Consider the following 18,860-nt stretch of genomic DNA (forward strand, 5'->3'; position numbering starts at 1 on the left):
GGATGCTATCTGGACGTATCGCCGGAGTCGTCGGGGCGGTTCGGGTTGGCGTCATGATGGCCGCCGTGTCCGTGCCCGGCGGCGTGATCGTGATCATGCCTGTGGTCGTGGCCATGTTCGTGCTTGTGCCCGTGGTCGCCATGCTCATGGCCGTGTACGGCGTAGGCCGCCTGGGCCAGGGCGTAGTCTTCTTCGAAGGTGGCGTCGTGGCCGTGCTTGTGGCCGCCGCCGTAGGCGCCTGTCTCGGGTTCGAACGGCGCCTCGACCTGTTCGACGGCCACGCCGCTTATCTTCTTTAGCATGTCCATGAGCACCGGGTCGTGCTCCAGCTGTAGGTAAGCCTCGCCGATTTCCAGCGGCACATGCCGGTTGCCAAGGTGGTAGGCGGCGCGCGTCAGCTGCGTCGCGGTGTTGGCCGTTACCCTCAGGACGGATTGCGGGGCGGCCTGGACGACAATGAATTTTCCATCGTCGGCCAGGAGCAGATCGCCGTGGGCCAGGACCGTGCCCTGCAAAAGGGCAAGGCCGATTTCCTCGCCGTTGTCCAGGGTAAGCTTTTGCCGGCTGCGGCGCCGCAGCTCGAATGGCAGGACAGCCCTGGGGGCGTGGCGGGTAAGCGCCGCGGCAACCTTGACGCCATGCAGGTGTTTTTTGACGATGCGCATGATCAGAATAGGAAGTAGCGTTGGGCCATGGGCAGGACGGCAGCTGGTTCGCAGCTTAGCAGCCGGCCGTCTGCCATGACCTGGTAGGTTTGCGGATCGACAGTGATATGGGGCAGCCAGTTGTTACGCACCATGTCCTTCTTTTTCACGCTGCGGCAGCCGTGCACCGCTTCGAGCGTCTTGGCCAGGCCCAGCGCATGCACTTGCGGGTTGGCCAGCCCAGCCTGGGAAACGAAGGTGAGCGACGTTTTGACGGCCTTGCCGAAACTGCCGAACATGGGGCGGAAATGCACGGGTTGAGGCGTGGCGATGGAAGCGCCCGGATCGCCCATATGAGCGGCTGCGATCATTCCGCCTTTAAGGACGAGACTGGGCTTCACGCCGAAAAATGCCGGTCGCCACAGCACGATGTCGGCCAGCTTGCCCGGCTCGATCGAGCCGACCTTATGTGCGATTCCATGGGTCAGCGCCGGGTTGATGGTGTACTTGGCGATATAGCGCTTGATGCGTTCGTTGTCGGCCCGGGCGCTGTCGCCTTCCAGGGCGCCCAGTTGGGCCTTCATCTTGTCGGCGGTCTGCCAGGTGCGCAGAACAACCTCGCCGACGCGGCCCATGGCTTGCGAATCCGAGCTCATGATGGAAAACGCGCCCAGGTCGTGCAGGATGTCCTCGGCCGCGATCGTTTCGCGGCGAATGCGGCTTTCCGCGAATGCGACGTCCTCGGCGATGGAGGGATCCAGGTGGTGGCACACCATCAGCATGTCCAGGTGCTCATCCATGGTATTGGCGGTAAAGGGCATGGTGGGGTTGGTGGATGCCGGCAGGACGTTGGGCATGCCCGCGGCGCGGATGATGTCGGGAGCATGGCCGCCGCCGGCGCCTTCGGTGTGGAAGGAATGGATGGTGCGGCCCTTGAATGCCCGGAAGGTGTCTTCGACGAAGCCCGACTCGTTCAGCGTGTCGCTGTGAATGGCGACCTGGACGTCGGTTTTCTCGGCGACGCCCAGGCAGGTATCGATGGCCGAGGGAGTCGTGCCCCAGTCTTCGTGCAGCTTGAGACCTATGGCGCCCGCCTCGACCTGCTCGAACAGCGGGCGCGGATCGCTGGCGTTGCCCTTGCCCAGCAGGCCGATGTTCATGGGAAAGGCATCCAGCGCGCTAAGCATCGAGGCAATGTGCCAGGGGCCAGGGGTGCAGGTCGTGGCCAGCGTTCCCGTGGCCGGGCCCGTGCCGCCGCCTATCATGGTCGTGACGCCGCTGGCCAGCGCTTCGTCGATTTGCTGCGGGCAGATGAAGTGGATGTGCGAATCCACGGCTCCGGCGGTAACGATCATGCCTTCGCCCGCGATGACTTCGGTGGCCGGCCCCACGACGATGGTGACGCCCGGCTGTATGTCGGGGTTGCCGGCCTTGCCGATGGCCGAGATCAGGCCATGCTTGATGCCGATGTCGGCCTTGACGATGCCGGTAACGGCATCGATGATGAGCGCGTTGGTAATGACGGTGTCGGCGCAATCGGCGCTTGCGCGCTGGCTTTGGCCCATGCCGTCGCGTATGACCTTGCCGCCGCCGAACTTCACTTCTTCTCCGAAAACGGTGTGGTCTTTTTCGACCTGGGCCAGCAACTGGGTGTCGGCCAGGCGCACGCGGTCGCCGGTTCCGTTGGCGAAGGTCGGGCCGAACATCTCGACATAGGCTTGACGTGAAATATCAACCATCACAGTGCTCCCATGATGTCGCCATGAAAGCCGTATACATGGCGGTCGCCCGCCAACTCCACGATTTCGACGGTTCGTTTCTGGCCGGGTTCGAATCGTACCGCGGTGCCCGCGGCAATATTCAGGCGGCAGCCTCGCGCGGCGGCGCGATCGAATTGCAGCGCCGAATTGGTTTCCGCAAAATGGTAGTGCGAGCCCACTTGCACGGGGCGGTCTCCGGTGTTGACGACATCGAGACTGCGGGTGGCGCGCTGGCGGTTCAGCTCGATATGGCCGGGCTCGACGAGTATTTCGCCTGGAATCATTCTGGTTTCTCCAAGAATGTATGGCGCCTGGATCAGGCGGCCATGGTGAACAGGGCAACGCCGTAGGCGGCGATGCCGATGCCGGCCATGCGCGTCAGCCAAGCGCCACGCCGTTTCAAGGCAAATCCGGCCGCCAGCCCCACGCCGTGCAGCATCAACGTGCTAAGCATGAATCCCGCGATGAAAGCGGCGGCGCTGCCGTTGGCGGGAAGCTCGGCCCCATGCGCAATGCCGTGGAATACAGCGAAAAGGCCGACAAGCGCCGCGGCGGCCCAGCCGGGCATGGATCGCCGACTTGCAACCAGCAGCCCCAGCACGAAGAGCGATGCCATGATCATCGGTTCGGCGCCGGCCCCGCCGATGCCGGCAATACCCATGAGCGCGCCGCAAAGCAGCAGGCACAGGAAGCTGATGGGCGTCCAGATGGCCTGTCGAACATTTTCATGTGTCGATGCGGCCCAGAGCCCCACGGCGATCATCGCGAACAGGTGGTCCAGCCCCGTAAGGGGGTGTACGAAGCCCGCGGCGAGCATGCTGCCGGCTATGGGCAGTTCGTGCCCGGGATGGGCGAAGGCGGCGGCCTGCGCCAGAAAGGCCAGGCCGAGGGTGCGGGCGGCGAAGATGCCGGCGGCGCGAAGCGAAGAGCGGGTGGTCATGGAAGGCTCCAGAAATTCATAGGTTGCGCACGAACGACTTTGTGGGTCAGAGGATGGGGTGATGCACGGTGATGAGCTTGGTGCCGTCCGGGAAGGTGGCTTCCACCTGGACGTCGGGAATCATTTCGGGTATGCCTTGCATGACGTCGTCGCGCGTGAGAATGGTCGTGCCGTAATGCATGAGCTCGGCCACCGTCCGGCCATCGCGAGCGCCCTCCATCAGGGCGGCGCTTATCAGCGCCACCGCTTCCGGGTAGTTGAGCTTCACGCCGCGCGCTTTGCGCCGCTCGGCAAGCAGCGCCGCCGTGAAGATGAGCAGCTTGTCCTTTTCTCGGGGGGTAAGTTCCATCGATGTTTCCTCTTTCAGGTTTTCCACAGGCGCAGAGGGGCGCCGTCGATATCCAGCAGCAAGGGCCGCAAGTGCTGCCATAGCTCGATAAGCTTGGTTTTTACATCTTGCGCATGCACGCCCAGCGCCCGGACAAGACAGAGCCCTTGTCCGTTTTCTTGCGGCATATGGGTCAGGCCCATGCGCAGGGTGTCGGTCCAGGGCAGATCCTGGGCCAGGCCGTCGACCTGTTCGGTGCTCAGGCCGGTTCCGAACGCCCACAGGGTTGCCAGTACGGGATAGCCGGCCAGCCCGTTGAGGCTATGGCGAAAAGGGCTGCCTGCGTCCAGTTCACCAGAGTCCAGCCATATGAGGCGCCCATCCAGCGAAATCTGCGTATCGAGCAAAATGCGCCCCTCGTCCCAGTGCGAGGGCTTTTGAATGCTGCCCAACTGCGTGATTTCCCAGCCTATGGCGCCGGCGCCGGTCTGCAGATGCAGCCGGGTGCTCGACCGAGCGTCGGCCTGTTCGAAAAAAATATTTTCCTGCGGCAGCCAGTCCAGGCGCCCGCCCGGTTCGACGCGGATATCGACATCCTGGGCCGAGCGCCTGCCGTTCGCCTTGTACCAGCGGGTTGCTCCCGGGGTGGTCAGCAGGGCATGCGCGTCCTGGCCGACATGGATGCTTATGGAAAGAGTGTCGCCGCCGGCTATGCCCGATGGGGGGTGCAGGATGGCGACATGGCAGACTTGCGGCCCTTCGGGATAGAGCGCTTTCTGGACGAGCAGGGGACCTTCGTGCTTGCGCCCGGCGAGCACGGTCCTGCGCTGTTCTTGGCGCAAAAAAGAGAGCTGCAGCGCGGCATGCCATTCGTCCGGAAGCGCGGCCATGTCCAGGAGTCTCGTGATCGGTTGATCTTGCGTATATTACGCCGACAAATGCCGGCGCACATCATCGCCGTCGATCTGGGTCTTGTCGCCTGTGGAGACCACCTCGCCGCGTGAGAGGACGATGAACCGGTCGGCCAGTTCGCGGGCAAAATCGAAATACTGCTCGCACAGCAGGATGCCGATGTCGCCCCGTTCGCGCAGCAGTCGTATGACCTTGCCGATATCCTTGATGATGGACGGCTGGATGCCCTCGGTCGGCTCGTCGAAGAGGATGTACCGGGGTTCCGCCACCAGCGCCCGCGCAATGGCAAGCTGCTGCTGTTGGCCCCCCGACAGATCGCCGCCGCGCCGGGCCAGCATGGTCTCGAGAACCGGAAACAGGTCGAAGATCTCTTGCTTGATGCGGCGGGCGCGGGCCGCGGGCTTGGAGGCCAGGCCCATCAGGATGTTTTCCTCGACGGTCAGCCGGGAAAAAATATCGCGTCCCTGTGGTACGTAGGCCATGCCCAGAGCGGCGCGCTGGTGGGGGGCCATGCGGGTGACGGGGTTGCGGTCGAGCTCGATGCTGCCGGAACCGATGGGAACCACACCCATGAGGCATTTCAGAAGCGTGGTCTTGCCGACGCCGTTGCGGCCCAGAAGCGCCAGGCATTCGCCCTGCTCCAGCCGGAGCGAGACGTCGCGAAGAATATGGCTGCCGCCGTAGTATTGGTGTATTGCCTTGGCTTGCAGCATGTCAGCGCCCCAGATAGACTTCGACGACCCGCTGGTCGGCCTGGACTTGTTCCATGGTGCCTTCGGCCAGCACCGAGCCCTCGTGCAGCACGGTCACCTTGCCCTGGCCTGCGATACGGGCGACGAAGTCCATGTCGTGCTCGACCACCATCAGCGAGTGGCGGCCCTTCAATTCGTTCAGCAGCTCGCTGGTTCGTTCCGTTTCGGCGTCGGTCATTCCCGCCACGGGCTCGTCCAGCAAGAGCAATTGCGGCTCCTGCATGAGCAGCATGCCGATTTCCAGCCATTGCTTCTGCCCATGGGAAAGCAGGCCGGCAAGGCGCCCCGCCGATTCCTTCAAGCGTATCAGTTCCAGCGTAGCTTCTATGGCATCGATTTGCTCGCCGGATAGCCGCGAGAACAGGGTCGGCGCGATGCGCTTGTCGGCTTTCATGGCCAGTTCCAGGTTCTCGAAAACGGTGTGGTTTTCGAAAACCGTGGGCCTCTGGAATTTCCTGCCGATGCCGGCGTGGGCGATTTGAGCTTCGCTGAGCATGGCCAAGTCGATGTTCTGCCCGAAGAAGGCCGTGCCTGAGGTAGGCCGGGTCTTGCCTGTGATGACATCCATCATGGTGGTTTTGCCCGCGCCGTTGGGGCCGATGATGCACCGCAGTTCGCCGACGCCGATATCCAGGGTCAGGTTGTTCAGTGCCTTGAAGCCGTCGAAGTCGACGGTGATTCCGTCCAGATAGACGATGACGCCGTGGGTGGTGTCCACACCGGAGGGCGCCGGGCGGCCGTACGAGGCATTGCCGCCGGCGCCTTCGTCGCATGCGTCGACGATTTGGGTCGATTGGGAGGGATTCATGTCATTTCCTTCCAGAACGGCCTTGCGCAATCCGGCGCGCAAGGCCCACGATGCCTTGGGGCAGGAACATCGTCGTCAGCACGAAAATCAGGCCCAGCGCATACAGCCAGAATTCGGGAAGCGCGCTCGTGAACCAGGTCTTGAGGCCGTTCACCACCCCTGCCCCCACGATGGGGCCGATCAAGGTTCCCCGGCCTCCCATGGCCACCCAGATGACCATCTCTATCGAGTTCTGCGTGGACATCTCGCTGGGATTGATGATGCCCACCTGGGGCACGTACAGGGCGCCCGCGATTCCGCACATGATGGCCGAGACGACCCAGACGAAGAGCTTGAAGCCGGCGGGGTCGTAGCCGATGAAGCGCAGCCGGCTTTCGGAATCCCGCAGCGCCGTCAGGACGCGCCCAAGCTTGGACTGGGTGATGGCGCGGGCCGCCACCAGGCAGCCCGCCAGCATGAGCAGCGTTGCCCAGTAAAGCGTTGCCCGGGTCTGGGGCGAAGTAATGTCGAAGCCCAGGATGCGGTTGAATCCCGTGAATCCGTTGTTGCCGCCGAAGCCGGTCTCGTTGCGGAAGAAAAGCAGCATGGCGGCATAGGTCAAGGCTTGTGTAATGATGGAAAAGTACACGCCCTTGATGCGGGAGCGAAAGGCCAGATACCCAAAGACGAAGGCCAGCGCGCCAGGAACCAGGACGACCAGCAGAACGGCGTACAGGAAGTGGTCGGTAAACGCCCAATACCAGGGAAATTCGTGCCAGCTCAGGAAGGTCATGAAACCTGGAAGCCCGGCCGGCTGGCCGCCGTCGTGGCTGATGGATCGCATCAGGTACATGCCCAGCGCGTAGCCGCCCAGCGCGAAGAATACGCCATGGCCCAGCGATAGTATGCCGGCGTAGCCCCACACCAGGTCCAGCGCCAGCGCGGCCATGGCGTAGCACATGAACTTGCCGATCAGGCTGACCGCGTATGATGAGACATGCAGCGGATGGCCCGGCGGAAACGACAGGTTCATCAGCGGCAGCAACGCCAGAACGACGACGGCAATCAGCAGCGCGGTCCAGGCTGCCGGGGAAAACAGGTTCGGTTGCAAGGCATAACGGCCCGCGCGCTGGTGGACAGAGATCATTCCGCGCTTCTCCCCCGGGGTGCGAACAGCCCTTGCGGGCGTTTTTGTACGAACAGCACGATCAGCACCAGGATGGCTATTTTTGCGATGACGGGGCCCGCATAGGGTTCCATCAGCTTGTTGACGCCGCCCAGGCCCATTGCCGCAACGACGGTGCCGGCCAGTTGCCCGACGCCTCCAAGCACGACCACCATGAACGAGTCGACGATGTAGTTCTGGCCCAGGTCGGGCCCCACATTGCCCAACTGGGACAACGCCACCCCGCCCAGGCCGGCTATGCCCGAGCCGATGCCGAAGGCCAGCATGTCGATGCGGCCCGTTGGAACGCCCACGCAGTCGGCCATCTGCCGGTTCTGGGTAATGGCGCGCACGAACAAGCCTATGCGCGTATGGTTCAGTATCAGCCACACGAACGCCACGACCAGGAAGGCGAAGACGATGATGGCAAGACGGTTGTAGCTGAGCACCAGTCCGCCAAGCACCGTTATGCCGCCGGACATCCAGGATGGGTTGGCGACCTCGACGTTTTGCGCGCCGAACAGGGTTCGCACGGCCTGCATCAGGATGAGGCTGATGCCCCAGGTCGCCAGCAGGGTTTCAAGCGACCGCCCATACAGCCGGCGGATCACCGTGCGCTCCAGGGCCATGCCTATCGCGGCCGTCGCCAGGAAAGCCGCGGGCAGGGCGGCCAGCACGTACCAGTCCAGCCACGCGGGGGCGAACCGCTGGAACAGAAGCTGGACGGCGTAGGTGATGTATGCGCCTATCATCAACAGCTCGCCGTGGGCCATGTTGATGACGCCCATCAGCCCGAACGTAATGGCCAGCCCCAGTGCGGCCAGAAGCAGCACACTGCCCAGGCTGAGGCCATAGAAAATATTGCCGGCCCACTCTATGGCGGCCAGATGCCTGTCGATGCGCGAGATCGCGGTTGCCGCGCTTGCGCGCACGTTGGCATCGGGTTCGGCAAAGGCGCCGCCGGCATCCTGTACGAGCAAGGCGGCCAAGGCGGGGCGGAAGGCCGCATTGGCGGTTGAGCCAAGAAGGTTCACGGCATGTTCGCGGATGGCGGGATCCGGGCTTTTCAATTCCAGGCCGGCCTGCGCCGTTTCCAAAGCGGTGCGCACTTCGGAGTCTGTTTCTTGTGCCAACGCGCGTGTGATGGGCGCCAGCGCCGCCGGGTCGCTGCTTTTCTGGAGATGCCTGGCCGCCGCAAGGCGTGTTGGCGCCTCTTTTGAAAGTATCCTGGAGGTAGCGAGGGCGTCCGCAATGGCGCTGCGCAGGCGGTTGTTGAGGACTATGGTTTCCGCGTCCTCCGGCAAAACTTGTTCCTGGCCTGTGGCCGGATCGACGGCGCGTTTTGCGTCGTCCGAGACGAGGATTCTTCCCTGGGCGGTGACGTACAGCTTGTCGCTGCCCAACGCCTCCAGCACTGTGACGGCTTCCTGGCTGGAGGCGTCGCCGAGCTGTTCGATTGCCTGCAGCTTGGCACGGGTATCGCCGCTCGCCAAGGGGGCGAGCAGCGCCGGGTCGACTGTGCCGGCCCCCGCCGCCATGGCCGCCGCCGACAGCAGCAATGCCAGGAGCAGCGCAAGGGCGATGGTCCGGATCGTGGCGATGAACATGGCGGGCCCGTTGACGAACATGATGGCTCCGTTCAATTAAAGGCCTTGCTTGCCTTCGTTGCCCGGAATGTACGGGCTCCAAGGCTGGGCACGGATTGGGCCCTTGGTTTTCCAGACGATGTTGAACTGGCCGTCGGCCCGGATCTCGCCGATGAATACCGGTTTGTGAAGGTGATGGTTGGTCTTGTCCATTTCTATCGTGAAGCCGTCCGGCGCCTTGAATGTCTGTCCGCCCATGGCGGCAATGACTTTGTCCACATCGGTCGACTTGGCTTTTTCGACGGCCTGCTTCCACATATTGATGCCGATATAGGTGGCTTCCATGGGGTCGTTGGTGACCACGGTGCCGGCATTGGGCAGGTTCTTCGCCTTGGCGTAGGCCTTCCATTTCTCGACGAAGGCGGCGTTTACGGGGTTCTTGATGGACTCGAAGTAGTTCCAGGCCGCCAGGTGCCCGACCAGGGGCTTGGTGTCCACGCCTCTAAGCTCTTCCTCGCCCACCGAGAATGCGATGACCGGGATGTCGGTGGCCTTGATGCCGGCATTGCCCAGTTCCTTGTAGAACGGCACGTTCGAATCGCCGTTGATGGTGGAGATGACGGCTGTTTTCCCGCCCGCGGAAAATTGCTTGATGTCCGCCACGATGGTCTGGTAGTCGGAGTGGCCGAACGGCGTGTAGATCTCTTTGATGTCGCTGTCCTTGACGCCCTTCGAGTGCAGGAACGAGCGCAGGATCTTGTTGGTCGTCCTGGGATAGACGTAGTCGGTGCCAAGCAGCACGAACCGTTTTGCCCCGCCCCCGTCTTCGCTCATCAGGTATTCGACGGCGGGAATGGCCTGCTGGTTGGGCGCCGCCCCGGTATAGAACACGTTCTTCTCCAGCTCTTCGCCTTCGTATTGCACGGGGTAGAACAGCAGGCCGTTCAATTCCTTGAAAACCGGCAGCACGGATTTGCGCGAAACGGACGTCCAGCAGCCGAAGACGACCGCCACCTTGTCTTGCGCCAGGAGCTGGCGCGCCTTTTCGGCAAAAAGAGGCCAGTTGGAGGCGGGGTCGACGATGACGGGCTCCAGTTTCTTGCCCATGACGCCGCCATGGGCGTTGATTTCCTCGATGGTCATCAACGCCACGTCCTTGAGCGACGTCTCGGAAATCGCCATCGTGCCGGATAAGGAATGAAGAATGCCTACCTTGATCGTATCGGCGGCAAACACTTGCGGGATCCAGCCCGACAGGGCGAACAGGCTGGCGGCGGTTAGTTGCTTGAGAACTCGTCTACGTTGCATGATGGCTCCAGATAAAAGAAGGACAGTCGAAGGCGGGCCCGCGATGCAAAATGCCCGATACACCACACTAAGCAATAACCGTGCCAGTCTTTTTGCCGTAGGGCCGCCCCAAGGCAAAAAAGCCCCCTCGGGGGGCAGCAAACCGCGCAAGCGGTGAAGCGTGGGGGTACTGTTTTGCCGTAGGGCCGCCCCAAGGCAAAAAAGCCCCCTCGGGGGGCAGCAAACCGCGCAAGCGGTGAAGCGTGGGGGTACCGTTCCGCCGCAGGGCCGCCCCAATGCGAAACGCCCCTTCTGGGGGCGATGATTTCGCGCGCCGCGGCGCAGCTATGGCTGATGATGGTGCGCCGGCGCACCGCTATATGGGAGCGGATGCGTCAAACAGGTGCGTGGCGGAGCGTTGCCGGCGTGCGCAGCTACGACTGGGTTTTCACCTGCGCGGCCGGTATGGGGAATATCCAGTCGTAGGCGTAGTTGAAGATGAAGGCGTAGACCATAAAGAAGGCGGCCAGCAGGATGTCCATCATGAAGGCCATGTAAAGGCTGATGCCAAGATACCAGGCCACCAGCGGCAGCATGATGGCCAGCATGCCGGCTTCGAAGGCCACGGCGTGGAAGACCCGCAGCGGCAGGCTTTTCGCGGTCGATCCCGTCAGCCGGAGCATTGCGTGGTCGAAGCCGTAGTTGTACAGATAGTTCCAGACGGTCGCCACAAGGGAGGCGAGCACGCTGAGGATGCCCATGCTGGCAAAGGACAGGTCGAAAAGCAGCGCGCCGGCGGGAGTGACGATTGCCAGGGCGATGGCTTCAAAAAGCAGGGTGTGCCGGATTCGGTCTTTGCTGGTGCGCATTGCGGTCATGGGTTTCAGGCCTCGCGTGTTCGAGACCCAGGTGGTTTCAGCGGGTGTTGGGCAAGGGGCAGTCATCGCCCCCCCTTGCCCGGAGCCTGTGGGCAGGCCCTAGAGCAACGAGATCAGCCCGATGGGAATGCCGGCCAGCAGCAGCCACTTGATGATGTAGTACAGCGGCTTGTTCTTTTGCTTGAGCCGCTTGCCCGCCAGGCGGAATTTCTGGATGTACTTGAACGAGCGGTTCAGCCCGCCGGTGCGGTCGTTGTCGTCGTTGGGCGACGAGGCGGCAGCCATGACGTTGCGCGCGAACCAATGGTTGACGGCGGCCGCCCAGCGGTACTTCATGGGTCGTTCTACGTCGCAGAACAGAATGATGCGATCCGCCTCCGACTGATTCTCGGCGTAGTGGATGAAGGTTTCGTCGAACAGCACCGCCTCGCCGTCGCGCCAGCTATAGGGAATGCCGTCCACGTTGATGAAGCAGCGGTCATCGTTGGGCGTGACCAGGCCGAGGTGGTAGCGGATCGAGCCGGCGTAGGGGTCGCGGTGCTTCATCAGCTTGCTGCCAGGCGGCAGCTCGGCGAACATGGCGGCCTTGATGCTGGGGATGCCGTTGAGGATCTCGGTGGTTCGGGGGCAAAGCTGGCGCGCCGATTCATGGTTGTCGCTGTACCACTTAAGGTAAAAGCGCTTCCAGCCCCGGCTGAAAAACGAGTTGAAGCCCAGGTCGTCGAGCTTTTGCGAGCTTTTGATGTGTCCTTGCAGCGTCAGCGCCTCGTCGCGGATTTCCTGCCAGCGGCTGGTCAGCGCCTTGAGCTCGGGGAATTCGTCCTGCGAATGGTAGGCGCGATCCGGCACCTTCGAGAACATGTACAGGAAGGCATTGATGGGCGCCATGAAGCTGGAGTGATCCGAAAGCTGGCGGAAGAACCGGAAGCGCACCTTGCCGCGGAAATGCACATAGAGGACGCTGGCTGCAATGAAGAGCACAACAAGGATTTTGATCATGACGATGAATGCATAAGAAGAATCTGTGGCCCGGCTACGCAAGGCCCGGCCAGCCGCTTGGGAGCGCGATGCGGTAATTGTATGCCAAGGGGCGCCGGATGCCTTGACAAAAGGGCGGCCTCTTGCCGTGCCGCCATCGCCGGCATGCCCGGTTGCCGGGCTTTCACGGGCCTGGACGGGCCGTTCCGGGCGTCTGCAGGGCTATTGAGGGGGGTTCTGGGAAATATGCTGCGCGATTTCCCTTTCCACCCGTCTGTCGGGTATTAGCCACAGGCAGGCAACAATGACGTAGAACGCGCCGGATACCCATTGCGAGAAGAACGACGTGCCGATGCCGAGCAGATAGAGGACGGGTGAGATCTTGCCCTTGAAGTCGCGGCTTACTGCATGCGCCAGCACCGAGCCCGGCCCTTGCTGCCTGATGATGCGGCTTTGCAGGATGACATAGGCAATGGCGCAGCACAGCAGGTTTACGCCGTACAGGAACAGCGTGACGGGAGCGAAATGGTTCTCGCCCATCCAGCCTGTGGTGAAGGGCAGCAGCGAAAGCCAGAACAGCAGGTGAAGATTGCTCCACAAGATGGCGCCGTTGACCTTGCCGGCCAGATGCAGCATGTGGTGATGATTGTTCCAGTAGATGCCTACGTAGATGAAGCTCAATACGTAGCTGAGGAATACGGGCAGCACCGACAGCAGCGCGGGAAAGGTGGGCTCGTGCGGCACCTTCATTTCGAGCACCATGATGGTGATGATGATCGCCAGCACACCGTCGCTGAAGGCTTCAAGGCGATTTTTCTCCATGCTTTTCTCCTGGGCCCTGGTTCAAGAACGCAAATTTACGCACAAGCCGGCGGGTTTTGTCCAGTCAGGGGTTTGCGGATTCCATGTGTTCCTTGAACCTGAGCTGGAACGGGGAAAAGTTCTTGTCTTTCCGGTGGGCAAGATAGATGGGGACGGACATGCCGAATTCGGGGGTTTCGACGCTGCGCAAAGTGCCGCGCTCCAGTTCGTCGGCCACGGCCGACCGGAACAGCAGGCAGACGCCGAAGTCGCGCAGCACGGCTGTTTTCTGGGCTTCGGGGTGGCCAAGCGCCAGCACGATGCGCCGGGAGGCGATGCCGCTGGTGCGCAGCAGGCTTTCTTCGAGGTGCTTCATGACTCGCCCGCTGGTGGTGCTGATGAACGGCAGTTTCGATATTTGCTCGCGCGTGGCGGTTCGCCCGACCCATTTGCTGTGCGGCGCGCTCACCAGCAACAGCGGTTCGTTCCATAAGGCATGAACCGCCAGGCCGTCCAGGCGCTGTTCGGGGGAAAGAACGACCACCGCCATGTCGCATTCGCCGGTTCGCGCGTCCTCCAGGGCGATCTTGGGGTTGGAGATCGACAGTTCGACCTGGCCGTCTGGATGTTCCGTCTGGAAGTCGCAGATCAGGCCGGGCAGTTGGTACGTGCCCACGCTCATCGAGGCGCCGACGACCACCTTGTCTGTGCCGAAGGGCGTGGCCGCGCCGATTTCGCGTTCCATTTCCAGGGTGCGCCGCACGACGTCCCGGGCCCATTCCAGCACCTTCAGCCCGGTTGGCGTCAGCACGATGCCGCGTCCTTCGCGGCGTATGAGTTTGGCCCCCAGCTTGTCCTCCATGCTGCGGATATGGGAGGTGACGACAGGCTGGGTGATGCAAAGGTAGTCGGCGGCGCGCGTGACGCTGCGCAGTTCGGCAACGGTGCAGAACACCTCCAGCTTCTGGAGGGTGACGTGGGCATTGAGTCCGCGCATGGGCGTTGCCTCGCAGGAAAAGGGAAAAGGGGAAAAAGAGAAAAAAGAGAATTCATAGCCATATGGCTATGAATGATTGCTTAATTATCGATTAGACGTATATGTTTTGGCAACCTAGCATACGTCTGAAGACCAACGGTGGGCACACGGCGATCGCCAGTTCCGGCGCCGCTTCGAGCCTGTTTTCCGTACCCACCCATAGAAGGAAGGTTGCTTTCATGCGTGCAGATCAAATCCCGGATGGCGTTTTGCCCCAGCGGCGGGCGCTTTACTATGGCGGCGCCTGGCATGAGCCCCAGGCCGGTGTCTATGCGGACACCATCAATCCCGCCTACAACGAACCCATTGCCAAGGCGCCCGTGGCGGATGCGCGCGACGTCGACGCCGCTGTGCGGGCGGCCCAGGATGCGTTTCCGGCCTGGGCGGCAACGCCGCCGCTTCAACGGGCAAGGCTTTTGCACCAGGCCGCCGCCGTGTTGAGGGAGCATGCGCATTCGCTGGCGCTGCTCGACTCGCTGAACAACGGCAACCCGGTTTCGATTCTCGCCAAGGATGCGGATTTCGCCGCCGACGGCATCGATTATTTCGCCGGCCTGGCGACCGAGGTCAAGGGCGAAACCCTGCCGATGGGGAACGGCAACCTCAATTATTCGGTGCGTGAACCACTGGGCGTGGTGGCGCGTATCGTCGCCTACAACCATCCGCTGATGTTCGCGGCGCTGCGCATCGCCGCGCCGCTGGCGGCGGGCAACACCGTGGTGGTCAAGTCCCCCGATCAGGCGCCGCTGTCCATCATCCGGCTTGCCGAGCTGATCGGTTCCATCTTTCCGAAAGGCGTGGTCAATTTCCTGTGCGGCGGCCGCGAGTGCGGCGAAGCGCTGGCCGTGCACCCATTGGTGCGCAAGATCACCCTGATCGGCGGCGTGCCGACCGGCAAGGCGGTCATGAAAAGCGCGGCCGACGGATTGAAGCCCGTGCTGCTGGAGCTGGGTGGCAAGAATGCGCTGGTGGCCTACCCGGACGCCGATATCGACCGGCTGGTCGATGGCATCGTCGGAGGCATGAATTTCACCTGGTCCGGCCAAAGCTGCGGTTCGACGAGCCGAGTCTTTCTGCACCGCGACATCCACGACCAGGTGCTGGGCCGTGTGGCGAAGGTGCTGCCCGAAAGGCACAAGCCCGGCATTCCGACCGATCCCGCGACGACCATGGGTTCGCTGGTCAGCCGCGCGCAGCTTGAAAAAGTTCAGGGCTTCGTGAAGTCCGCCCTCGACGAGGGCGCCCGCCTGGTGTGCGGCGGCAGGCAGCCCGACGCGCCGGAGCTGAAAGACGGTTTCTTCTTCGAGCCGACGATATTCGCCGGCATGAAGCCGCATATGCGGCTGGCGCGCGAAGAGGTGTTCGGCCCGGTGCTTTCGGTGTTCAGCTGGGAAGATGAAGAGCAATTATGGAAAGACGTCAATGCCGTGGAGTTCGGCCTGACGGGCTCCATCTGGACGCGCGACCTGGACACGGCCCATCGGGCCGCGCGGCGCATCCATACGGGCTTCGTCTGGGTGAACAACACCAGCCAGCATTTCATCGGCGCCCCGTTCGGCGGCGTCAAGCAGTCGGGCATCGGCCGCGAAGAATGCTTCGAGGAACTGCTGGAGTTCACCTACACCAAGAACGTCAACGTGAAGTTCGCCTGATATGACGGAATACGACTACATCATCGTTGGCGCGGGATCGGCCGGCTGCACGCTGGCGTATCGCCTTGGCGCAGAGCGGGATCTGAAGATCCTGGTGCTCGAGGCGGGCGGCAAGGACCGTTCGCCCATCATCCAGCTGCCGTTGACGTGGGGTCTCATCCTGAAGCACCGCCTGTACGACTGGGGCTATGCCACCGAGCCCGAGCCGGGCATGGACAATCGGCGCATAGAATGCGCGCGCGGCAAGGTGCTGGGCGGCAGCTCGTCCATAAACGGCATGGCCTATGGGCGCGGCGCGGCGCAGGACTACGATTGCTGGGCCAACGAGCTGGGGCTGGAAGGCTGGTCGTATGCCGATGTGCTGCCGTATTTCAGGCGCAGCGAATCGTGGGCGGAAGGGGCCAGCGAACTGCGCGGCGGCAGCGGCCCCTTGACCGTCAACCGGCTGAGCTTCGAAGACCCCTTGCTGGATGCCTTCATGTCGTCGGCGCAGCAGCTTGGCTATCCGCGCAACAGCGACTACAACGCGCGCAGCCCCGTGGGTTTCGGCCCCATGCAGGTGACCATACGCAAGGGGCGCCGCTGGAGCGCCGCGTCGGCCTATCTGCGTCCCGCCGTTGCCCGGGGCAATGTGGTGGTGCGCACGGGGGTGCTGGCGAACCGGGTATTGCTGGAAAACGGACGAGCGGTGGGCGTCGAGTTTCGGGCGGCGGGCAAGATCGAGAAGGTGTTTGCCCGGCGCGAGGTCCTGCTGGCCGGCGGCGTCATCAATTCGCCGCAACTGCTGATGCTGTCGGGCATCGGCCCGGCATCGTCGCTGGAGCGCCTGGGAATCAAGGTCCATGCGGACATTCCGGGTGTCGGCCAGAACCTGCATGACCATATTGCCTGCGACGTGCGCTGGCGGCGGCGCAAGCCCGGTCCCCTGCATCGCGCTTTGCGTCTGGATCGCATTGCCATCGACATGCTGCGCACCTGGTATTTCGGAACGGGGATATCCAGCAAAATCCCGGCCGCGGCGGTGGGCCTGGTTTGCAGCGATGCGCACCTGTCTTTGCCCGACGTGCAGATCATACTGGCTGCGGCGCCCATGACCGCCGGGCCGCATCTGGGCGCGCTCCTCAAGCCGTACGACGATGCGTATTCCATAAAGGGGGTTTTCCTGACTCCCGAGAGCCGGGGCAGCATAAGCCTGGCGAGCGCCGATCCGGCCGCCGCGCCATTGATCCGGCAGAATTTCCTGGATACGCGGAGCGACCGCGAATCCGTGCGCAGGATGATACGGATCATGCGGGAAATTGGCTCGCAGAATGCCTTTTCGCCCTTGCGCGGCGCGGAACTTGCGCCGGGCAAGGCAGCGACGACGGACGAGGATATCGATGCGTTCGTCCGCAGCACTGCGATCACCCTGCACCATCCTGTGGGCACCTGCAGGATGGGGGCGTCGCGGGATCCCATGGCGGTGCTGGACGGGAATTTGCGCGTGCGCGGCATCGAGGGCCTTCGCGTCGTGGACGGATCGGCCATGCCGAGGATAACCCGGGGGCCGACCAACGCGCCCATCATCATGATGGCGGAAAAGGCGTCCGACCATATCCTGGGGCGGATCAATCATGGATAGCATCGAAGACCTGGTGGCGGCCAGCCACATCCTGTTCGACCAGGGCGTGCTCGACGCCTTCGGCCATGTCAGCATGCGGCACCCGCAAAACGCGGGGCGCTTCCTGCAGTGCCGCAATATGGCGCCTGCGCTGGTTGCCGCCGACGACATTGTGCAGTTCGAACTGGACGGCACCCCCATCGACGCGGCCGGCCGTCCGGTGTACCTGGAGCGCTTCATCCATGGCCAGATCTACCGCGCCCGCCCCGACGTGATGGCTGTCGTGCACAGCCATTCTCCTTCCGTCGTGCCGTTCAGCGTGGTCAAGACGGCGCCGTTGAGGCCGCTTTGCCACATGGCCGGATTCATCGGCAAGGGCGCCCCGGTGTTCGAGATACGCGATGCGGGCGGGGACGGCACCAGCCTCCTGGTTACCGACAACCGTTTGGGGGAGGCGCTGGCCGAATCGCTGGGCGACGAGTCGCTGGTGCTGATGCGCGGCCATGGCGTGACCGTCGTGGCGGACACGCTTAAAAAGGCCGTCTATCGGGCCGTGTACGCCGAGATCAATGCGCGGGCCCAGATACAGGCATCCCATCTGGGCGCCATCGAGTTCCTGTCGCCCGCGGAAGCGAAGGCGGCGACGCAGCAAATCGAAACCCAGGTCGAACGAGCCTGGGACATGTGGAAGAGGAAATTTCTGGAGACCAGGCAATGAAAGCAAAAAATATGATGGCGGCCATGCTGGCCGCGCTGACGGGTTCGTTTCTGATTGCTGCCGCGGCGGTGGCGGCGCCTCGATTTACGATGAAGCTGACCACCACGACCACCAACGACGCCGGCGTGGAGTGGCTCAACACGCTCAAGAAGGGGATCGATGCGCGCTCCGGCGGGCGGATCAAGGTCGAGGTCTACCCAGCGGGCCAGCTGGGTTCGGCGCCCAGGACGATCGAGGGCGTGACGATGGGCACCGTGGAAGTCGCGCTGAACGCCTCGGGTTTCTACGAAAGTCTGGATCCGCGCTTCGGCGTGTTGTCGGCGACCGGCATCTTCGACAGCATGGAACAGGGCAACAAGGTCCTGAGCGATCCGGAAATCCGCAAGCTGCTTGCGTCCTACGGAAAGTCGAAGGGGTACGAAGTGCTGACGACGTTCATGCACACGCCGGTCGCCGTGGCGACCAACGAGCCCTTTAAAACCCTGACCGATATCCAGGGCAAGAAGCTCAGGGTTCCGGGCTCGCCGCTGTTCCTGCATATGTTCAAGGCATTGGGAGCGGCGCCGCTGTCGATGTCGCTGGGCGAAGTGCTGCCCGCCATGCAGAACAAAACGATAGACGGCGCGGTAAGCGGCAATACGATTTTCACGTCGCTGAAGTTCTACGACGTCACCAAGACGATGACCTACTTGCCGTCCACGCACATTGCCGTGGTGGCGATCATCAATTCCCAGTTCCTGAAAACCATCGGACCGGAGCTGAGCGCCATCGTCAAGGAGGAAGCACGCAAGGCCGACGAACATATCTACACGTGGGCCGCCCAGGATGCCGACAACGCCCGCAAGGTGTGGGAGCAGCATGGCGGCAAGTCATTGACGCTCGATGCGCCCGACGCGGCCCGGTTCGTCAAGCTTGCCCAGGAAAGCGCCGAAGCTGTATTCAGCAAGAACCCCCAGGAGAAGGCGGACTACGAAATCTTCAAGGCCGTCGCACAGAAGTATCGCTAGGGCCTGGATATGGCGCGGCCGGCAGGGCT

Annotated in this window: 19 protein-coding genes; 4 read left to right on the top strand and 15 right to left on the bottom strand. The window is 62.9% G+C overall.

The genetic code is table 11. The features are described from left to right. Positions 1-5: 5 nt before the first annotated feature. From ureE to VNT00_RS13250, 15 genes are all read right to left on the bottom strand, one after another. Positions 6-665: an urease accessory protein UreE gene (ureE, locus tag VNT00_RS13180; RefSeq protein WP_325588179.1), complete on the bottom strand. Its 660-nt coding sequence runs from the start codon at positions 663-665 to the stop codon at positions 6-8. Positions 666-667: 2 nt separating this feature from the next. Then, complete coding sequence (gene ureC / locus VNT00_RS13185; protein WP_325588181.1) at positions 668-2,383, bottom strand: urease subunit alpha; 1,716 nt, start codon at positions 2,381-2,383, stop codon at positions 668-670. Next, positions 2,383-2,688: an urease subunit beta gene (locus VNT00_RS13190; protein ID WP_325588183.1), complete on the bottom strand. Its 306-nt coding sequence runs from the start codon at positions 2,686-2,688 to the stop codon at positions 2,383-2,385. Before VNT00_RS13190 ends, ureC begins: the two co-directional genes overlap by 1 nt. A 32-nt stretch (positions 2,689-2,720) precedes the next feature. Then, a complete protein-coding gene (locus VNT00_RS13195) occupies positions 2,721-3,344 on the bottom strand; it encodes a HupE/UreJ family protein (protein WP_325588185.1) in 624 nt (207 codons plus the stop codon). Positions 3,345-3,390: 46 nt separating this feature from the next. Then, on the bottom strand, positions 3,391-3,693 hold the full coding sequence (locus VNT00_RS13200; protein ID WP_325588187.1) for an urease subunit gamma: 303 nt from the start codon (positions 3,691-3,693) through the stop codon (positions 3,391-3,393). A gap of 14 nt (positions 3,694-3,707) precedes the next feature. Further along, positions 3,708-4,562, bottom strand: a complete 855-nt coding sequence (locus tag VNT00_RS13205) for an urease accessory protein UreD (protein WP_325588189.1) — start codon at positions 4,560-4,562, stop codon at positions 3,708-3,710. A gap of 36 nt (positions 4,563-4,598) precedes the next feature. Continuing rightward, positions 4,599-5,297 carry an urea ABC transporter ATP-binding subunit UrtE gene (gene urtE, locus VNT00_RS13210; protein ID WP_325588191.1) on the bottom strand — a complete coding sequence of 233 codons (699 nt, stop codon included), beginning with the start codon at positions 5,295-5,297 and terminating at the stop codon, positions 4,599-4,601. 1 nt (position 5,298) lies between these two features. Then, positions 5,299-6,144 (bottom strand): urea ABC transporter ATP-binding protein UrtD, encoded by an 846-nt coding sequence (gene urtD / locus VNT00_RS13215; RefSeq protein WP_325588193.1) that lies wholly within the window; start codon positions 6,142-6,144, stop codon positions 5,299-5,301. Position 6,145: 1 nt separating this feature from the next. Further along, positions 6,146-7,270: an urea ABC transporter permease subunit UrtC gene (gene urtC / locus VNT00_RS13220; RefSeq protein WP_325588194.1), complete on the bottom strand. Its 1,125-nt coding sequence runs from the start codon at positions 7,268-7,270 to the stop codon at positions 6,146-6,148. Next, entirely contained in the window at positions 7,267-8,916 is a 1,650-nt protein-coding gene (gene urtB / locus VNT00_RS13225) for an urea ABC transporter permease subunit UrtB (RefSeq protein WP_325588196.1), read from the bottom strand. Before urtB ends, urtC begins: the two co-directional genes overlap by 4 nt. Before the next feature lie 15 nt (positions 8,917-8,931). Beyond that, a complete protein-coding gene (urtA, locus tag VNT00_RS13230; protein ID WP_325588198.1) occupies positions 8,932-10,182 on the bottom strand; it encodes an urea ABC transporter substrate-binding protein in 1,251 nt (416 codons plus the stop codon). 413 nt (positions 10,183-10,595) lie between these two features. Then, positions 10,596-11,105 carry a PACE efflux transporter gene (locus VNT00_RS13235; RefSeq protein ID WP_325588200.1) on the bottom strand — a complete coding sequence of 170 codons (510 nt, stop codon included), beginning with the start codon at positions 11,103-11,105 and terminating at the stop codon, positions 10,596-10,598. 33 nt (positions 11,106-11,138) lie between these two features. Next, positions 11,139-12,038, bottom strand: a complete 900-nt coding sequence (lpxO, locus tag VNT00_RS13240) for a lipid A hydroxylase LpxO (protein WP_325588202.1) — start codon at positions 12,036-12,038, stop codon at positions 11,139-11,141. 201 nt (positions 12,039-12,239) lie between these two features. Then, positions 12,240-12,839, bottom strand: coding sequence for a TMEM175 family protein (locus tag VNT00_RS13245; RefSeq protein ID WP_325588204.1), 600 nt, complete (start codon positions 12,837-12,839; stop codon positions 12,240-12,242). Positions 12,840-12,903: 64 nt separating this feature from the next. Next, on the bottom strand, positions 12,904-13,815 hold the full coding sequence (locus VNT00_RS13250) for a LysR family transcriptional regulator (RefSeq protein ID WP_325588206.1): 912 nt from the start codon (positions 13,813-13,815) through the stop codon (positions 12,904-12,906). A 218-nt stretch (positions 13,816-14,033) separates the two neighbouring features. Between VNT00_RS13250 and VNT00_RS13255 the strand changes: the two genes are divergently transcribed. Genes VNT00_RS13255 through VNT00_RS13270 form a run of 4 tightly spaced genes read left to right on the top strand, consistent with a single transcriptional unit; the run spans position 14,034 to position 18,831 of the window. Continuing rightward, a complete protein-coding gene (locus tag VNT00_RS13255; RefSeq protein WP_325588208.1) occupies positions 14,034-15,506 on the top strand; it encodes an aldehyde dehydrogenase family protein in 1,473 nt (490 codons plus the stop codon). 1 nt (position 15,507) lies between these two features. Further along, positions 15,508-17,127 carry a GMC family oxidoreductase gene (locus tag VNT00_RS13260; RefSeq protein ID WP_325588210.1) on the top strand — a complete coding sequence of 540 codons (1,620 nt, stop codon included), beginning with the start codon at positions 15,508-15,510 and terminating at the stop codon, positions 17,125-17,127. Next, positions 17,120-17,824, top strand: coding sequence for a class II aldolase/adducin family protein (locus tag VNT00_RS13265; protein ID WP_325588212.1), 705 nt, complete (start codon positions 17,120-17,122; stop codon positions 17,822-17,824). Before VNT00_RS13260 ends, VNT00_RS13265 begins: the two co-directional genes overlap by 8 nt. Then, on the top strand, positions 17,821-18,831 hold the full coding sequence (locus tag VNT00_RS13270; protein ID WP_325588214.1) for a TRAP transporter substrate-binding protein: 1,011 nt from the start codon (positions 17,821-17,823) through the stop codon (positions 18,829-18,831). The genes VNT00_RS13265 and VNT00_RS13270 overlap by 4 nt, the downstream gene beginning before the upstream one ends. Positions 18,832-18,860 lie beyond the last annotated feature (29 nt).

This window comes from Eoetvoesiella sp., from assembly GCF_035555955.1.
Taxonomy (GTDB): Bacteria; Pseudomonadota; Gammaproteobacteria; order Burkholderiales; family Burkholderiaceae_B; genus Eoetvoesia.

Bases quoted from the DNA above. Each gene is read 5' to 3' on its own strand.
- ureE (WP_325588179.1), bottom strand. From the start codon at position 665: ATGCGCATCGTCAAAAAACACCTGCATGGCGTCAAGGTTGCCGCGGCG.
- ureC (WP_325588181.1), bottom strand. From the start codon at position 2,383: ATGGTTGATATTTCACGTCAAGCCTATGTCGAGATGTTCGGCCCGACC.
- VNT00_RS13190 (WP_325588183.1), bottom strand. From the start codon at position 2,688: ATGATTCCAGGCGAAATACTCGTCGAGCCCGGCCATATCGAGCTGAAC.
- VNT00_RS13195 (WP_325588185.1), bottom strand. From the start codon at position 3,344: ATGACCACCCGCTCTTCGCTTCGCGCCGCCGGCATCTTCGCCGCCCGC.
- VNT00_RS13200 (WP_325588187.1), bottom strand. From the start codon at position 3,693: ATGGAACTTACCCCCCGAGAAAAGGACAAGCTGCTCATCTTCACGGCG.
- VNT00_RS13205 (WP_325588189.1), bottom strand. From the start codon at position 4,562: ATGGCCGCGCTTCCGGACGAATGGCATGCCGCGCTGCAGCTCTCTTTT.
- urtE (WP_325588191.1), bottom strand. From the start codon at position 5,297: ATGCTGCAAGCCAAGGCAATACACCAATACTACGGCGGCAGCCATATT.
- urtD (WP_325588193.1), bottom strand. From the start codon at position 6,144: ATGAATCCCTCCCAATCGACCCAAATCGTCGACGCATGCGACGAAGGC.
- urtC (WP_325588194.1), bottom strand. From the start codon at position 7,270: ATGATCTCTGTCCACCAGCGCGCGGGCCGTTATGCCTTGCAACCGAAC.
- urtB (WP_325588196.1), bottom strand. From the start codon at position 8,916: ATGTTCGTCAACGGGCCCGCCATGTTCATCGCCACGATCCGGACCATC.
- urtA (WP_325588198.1), bottom strand. From the start codon at position 10,182: ATGCAACGTAGACGAGTTCTCAAGCAACTAACCGCCGCCAGCCTGTTC.
- VNT00_RS13235 (WP_325588200.1), bottom strand. From the start codon at position 11,105: ATGACTGCCCCTTGCCCAACACCCGCTGAAACCACCTGGGTCTCGAAC.
- lpxO (WP_325588202.1), bottom strand. From the start codon at position 12,038: ATGATCAAAATCCTTGTTGTGCTCTTCATTGCAGCCAGCGTCCTCTAT.
- VNT00_RS13245 (WP_325588204.1), bottom strand. From the start codon at position 12,839: ATGGAGAAAAATCGCCTTGAAGCCTTCAGCGACGGTGTGCTGGCGATC.
- VNT00_RS13250 (WP_325588206.1), bottom strand. From the start codon at position 13,815: ATGCGCGGACTCAATGCCCACGTCACCCTCCAGAAGCTGGAGGTGTTC.
- VNT00_RS13255 (WP_325588208.1), top strand. From the start codon at position 14,034: ATGCGTGCAGATCAAATCCCGGATGGCGTTTTGCCCCAGCGGCGGGCG.
- VNT00_RS13260 (WP_325588210.1), top strand. From the start codon at position 15,508: ATGACGGAATACGACTACATCATCGTTGGCGCGGGATCGGCCGGCTGC.
- VNT00_RS13265 (WP_325588212.1), top strand. From the start codon at position 17,120: ATGGATAGCATCGAAGACCTGGTGGCGGCCAGCCACATCCTGTTCGAC.
- VNT00_RS13270 (WP_325588214.1), top strand. From the start codon at position 17,821: ATGAAAGCAAAAAATATGATGGCGGCCATGCTGGCCGCGCTGACGGGT.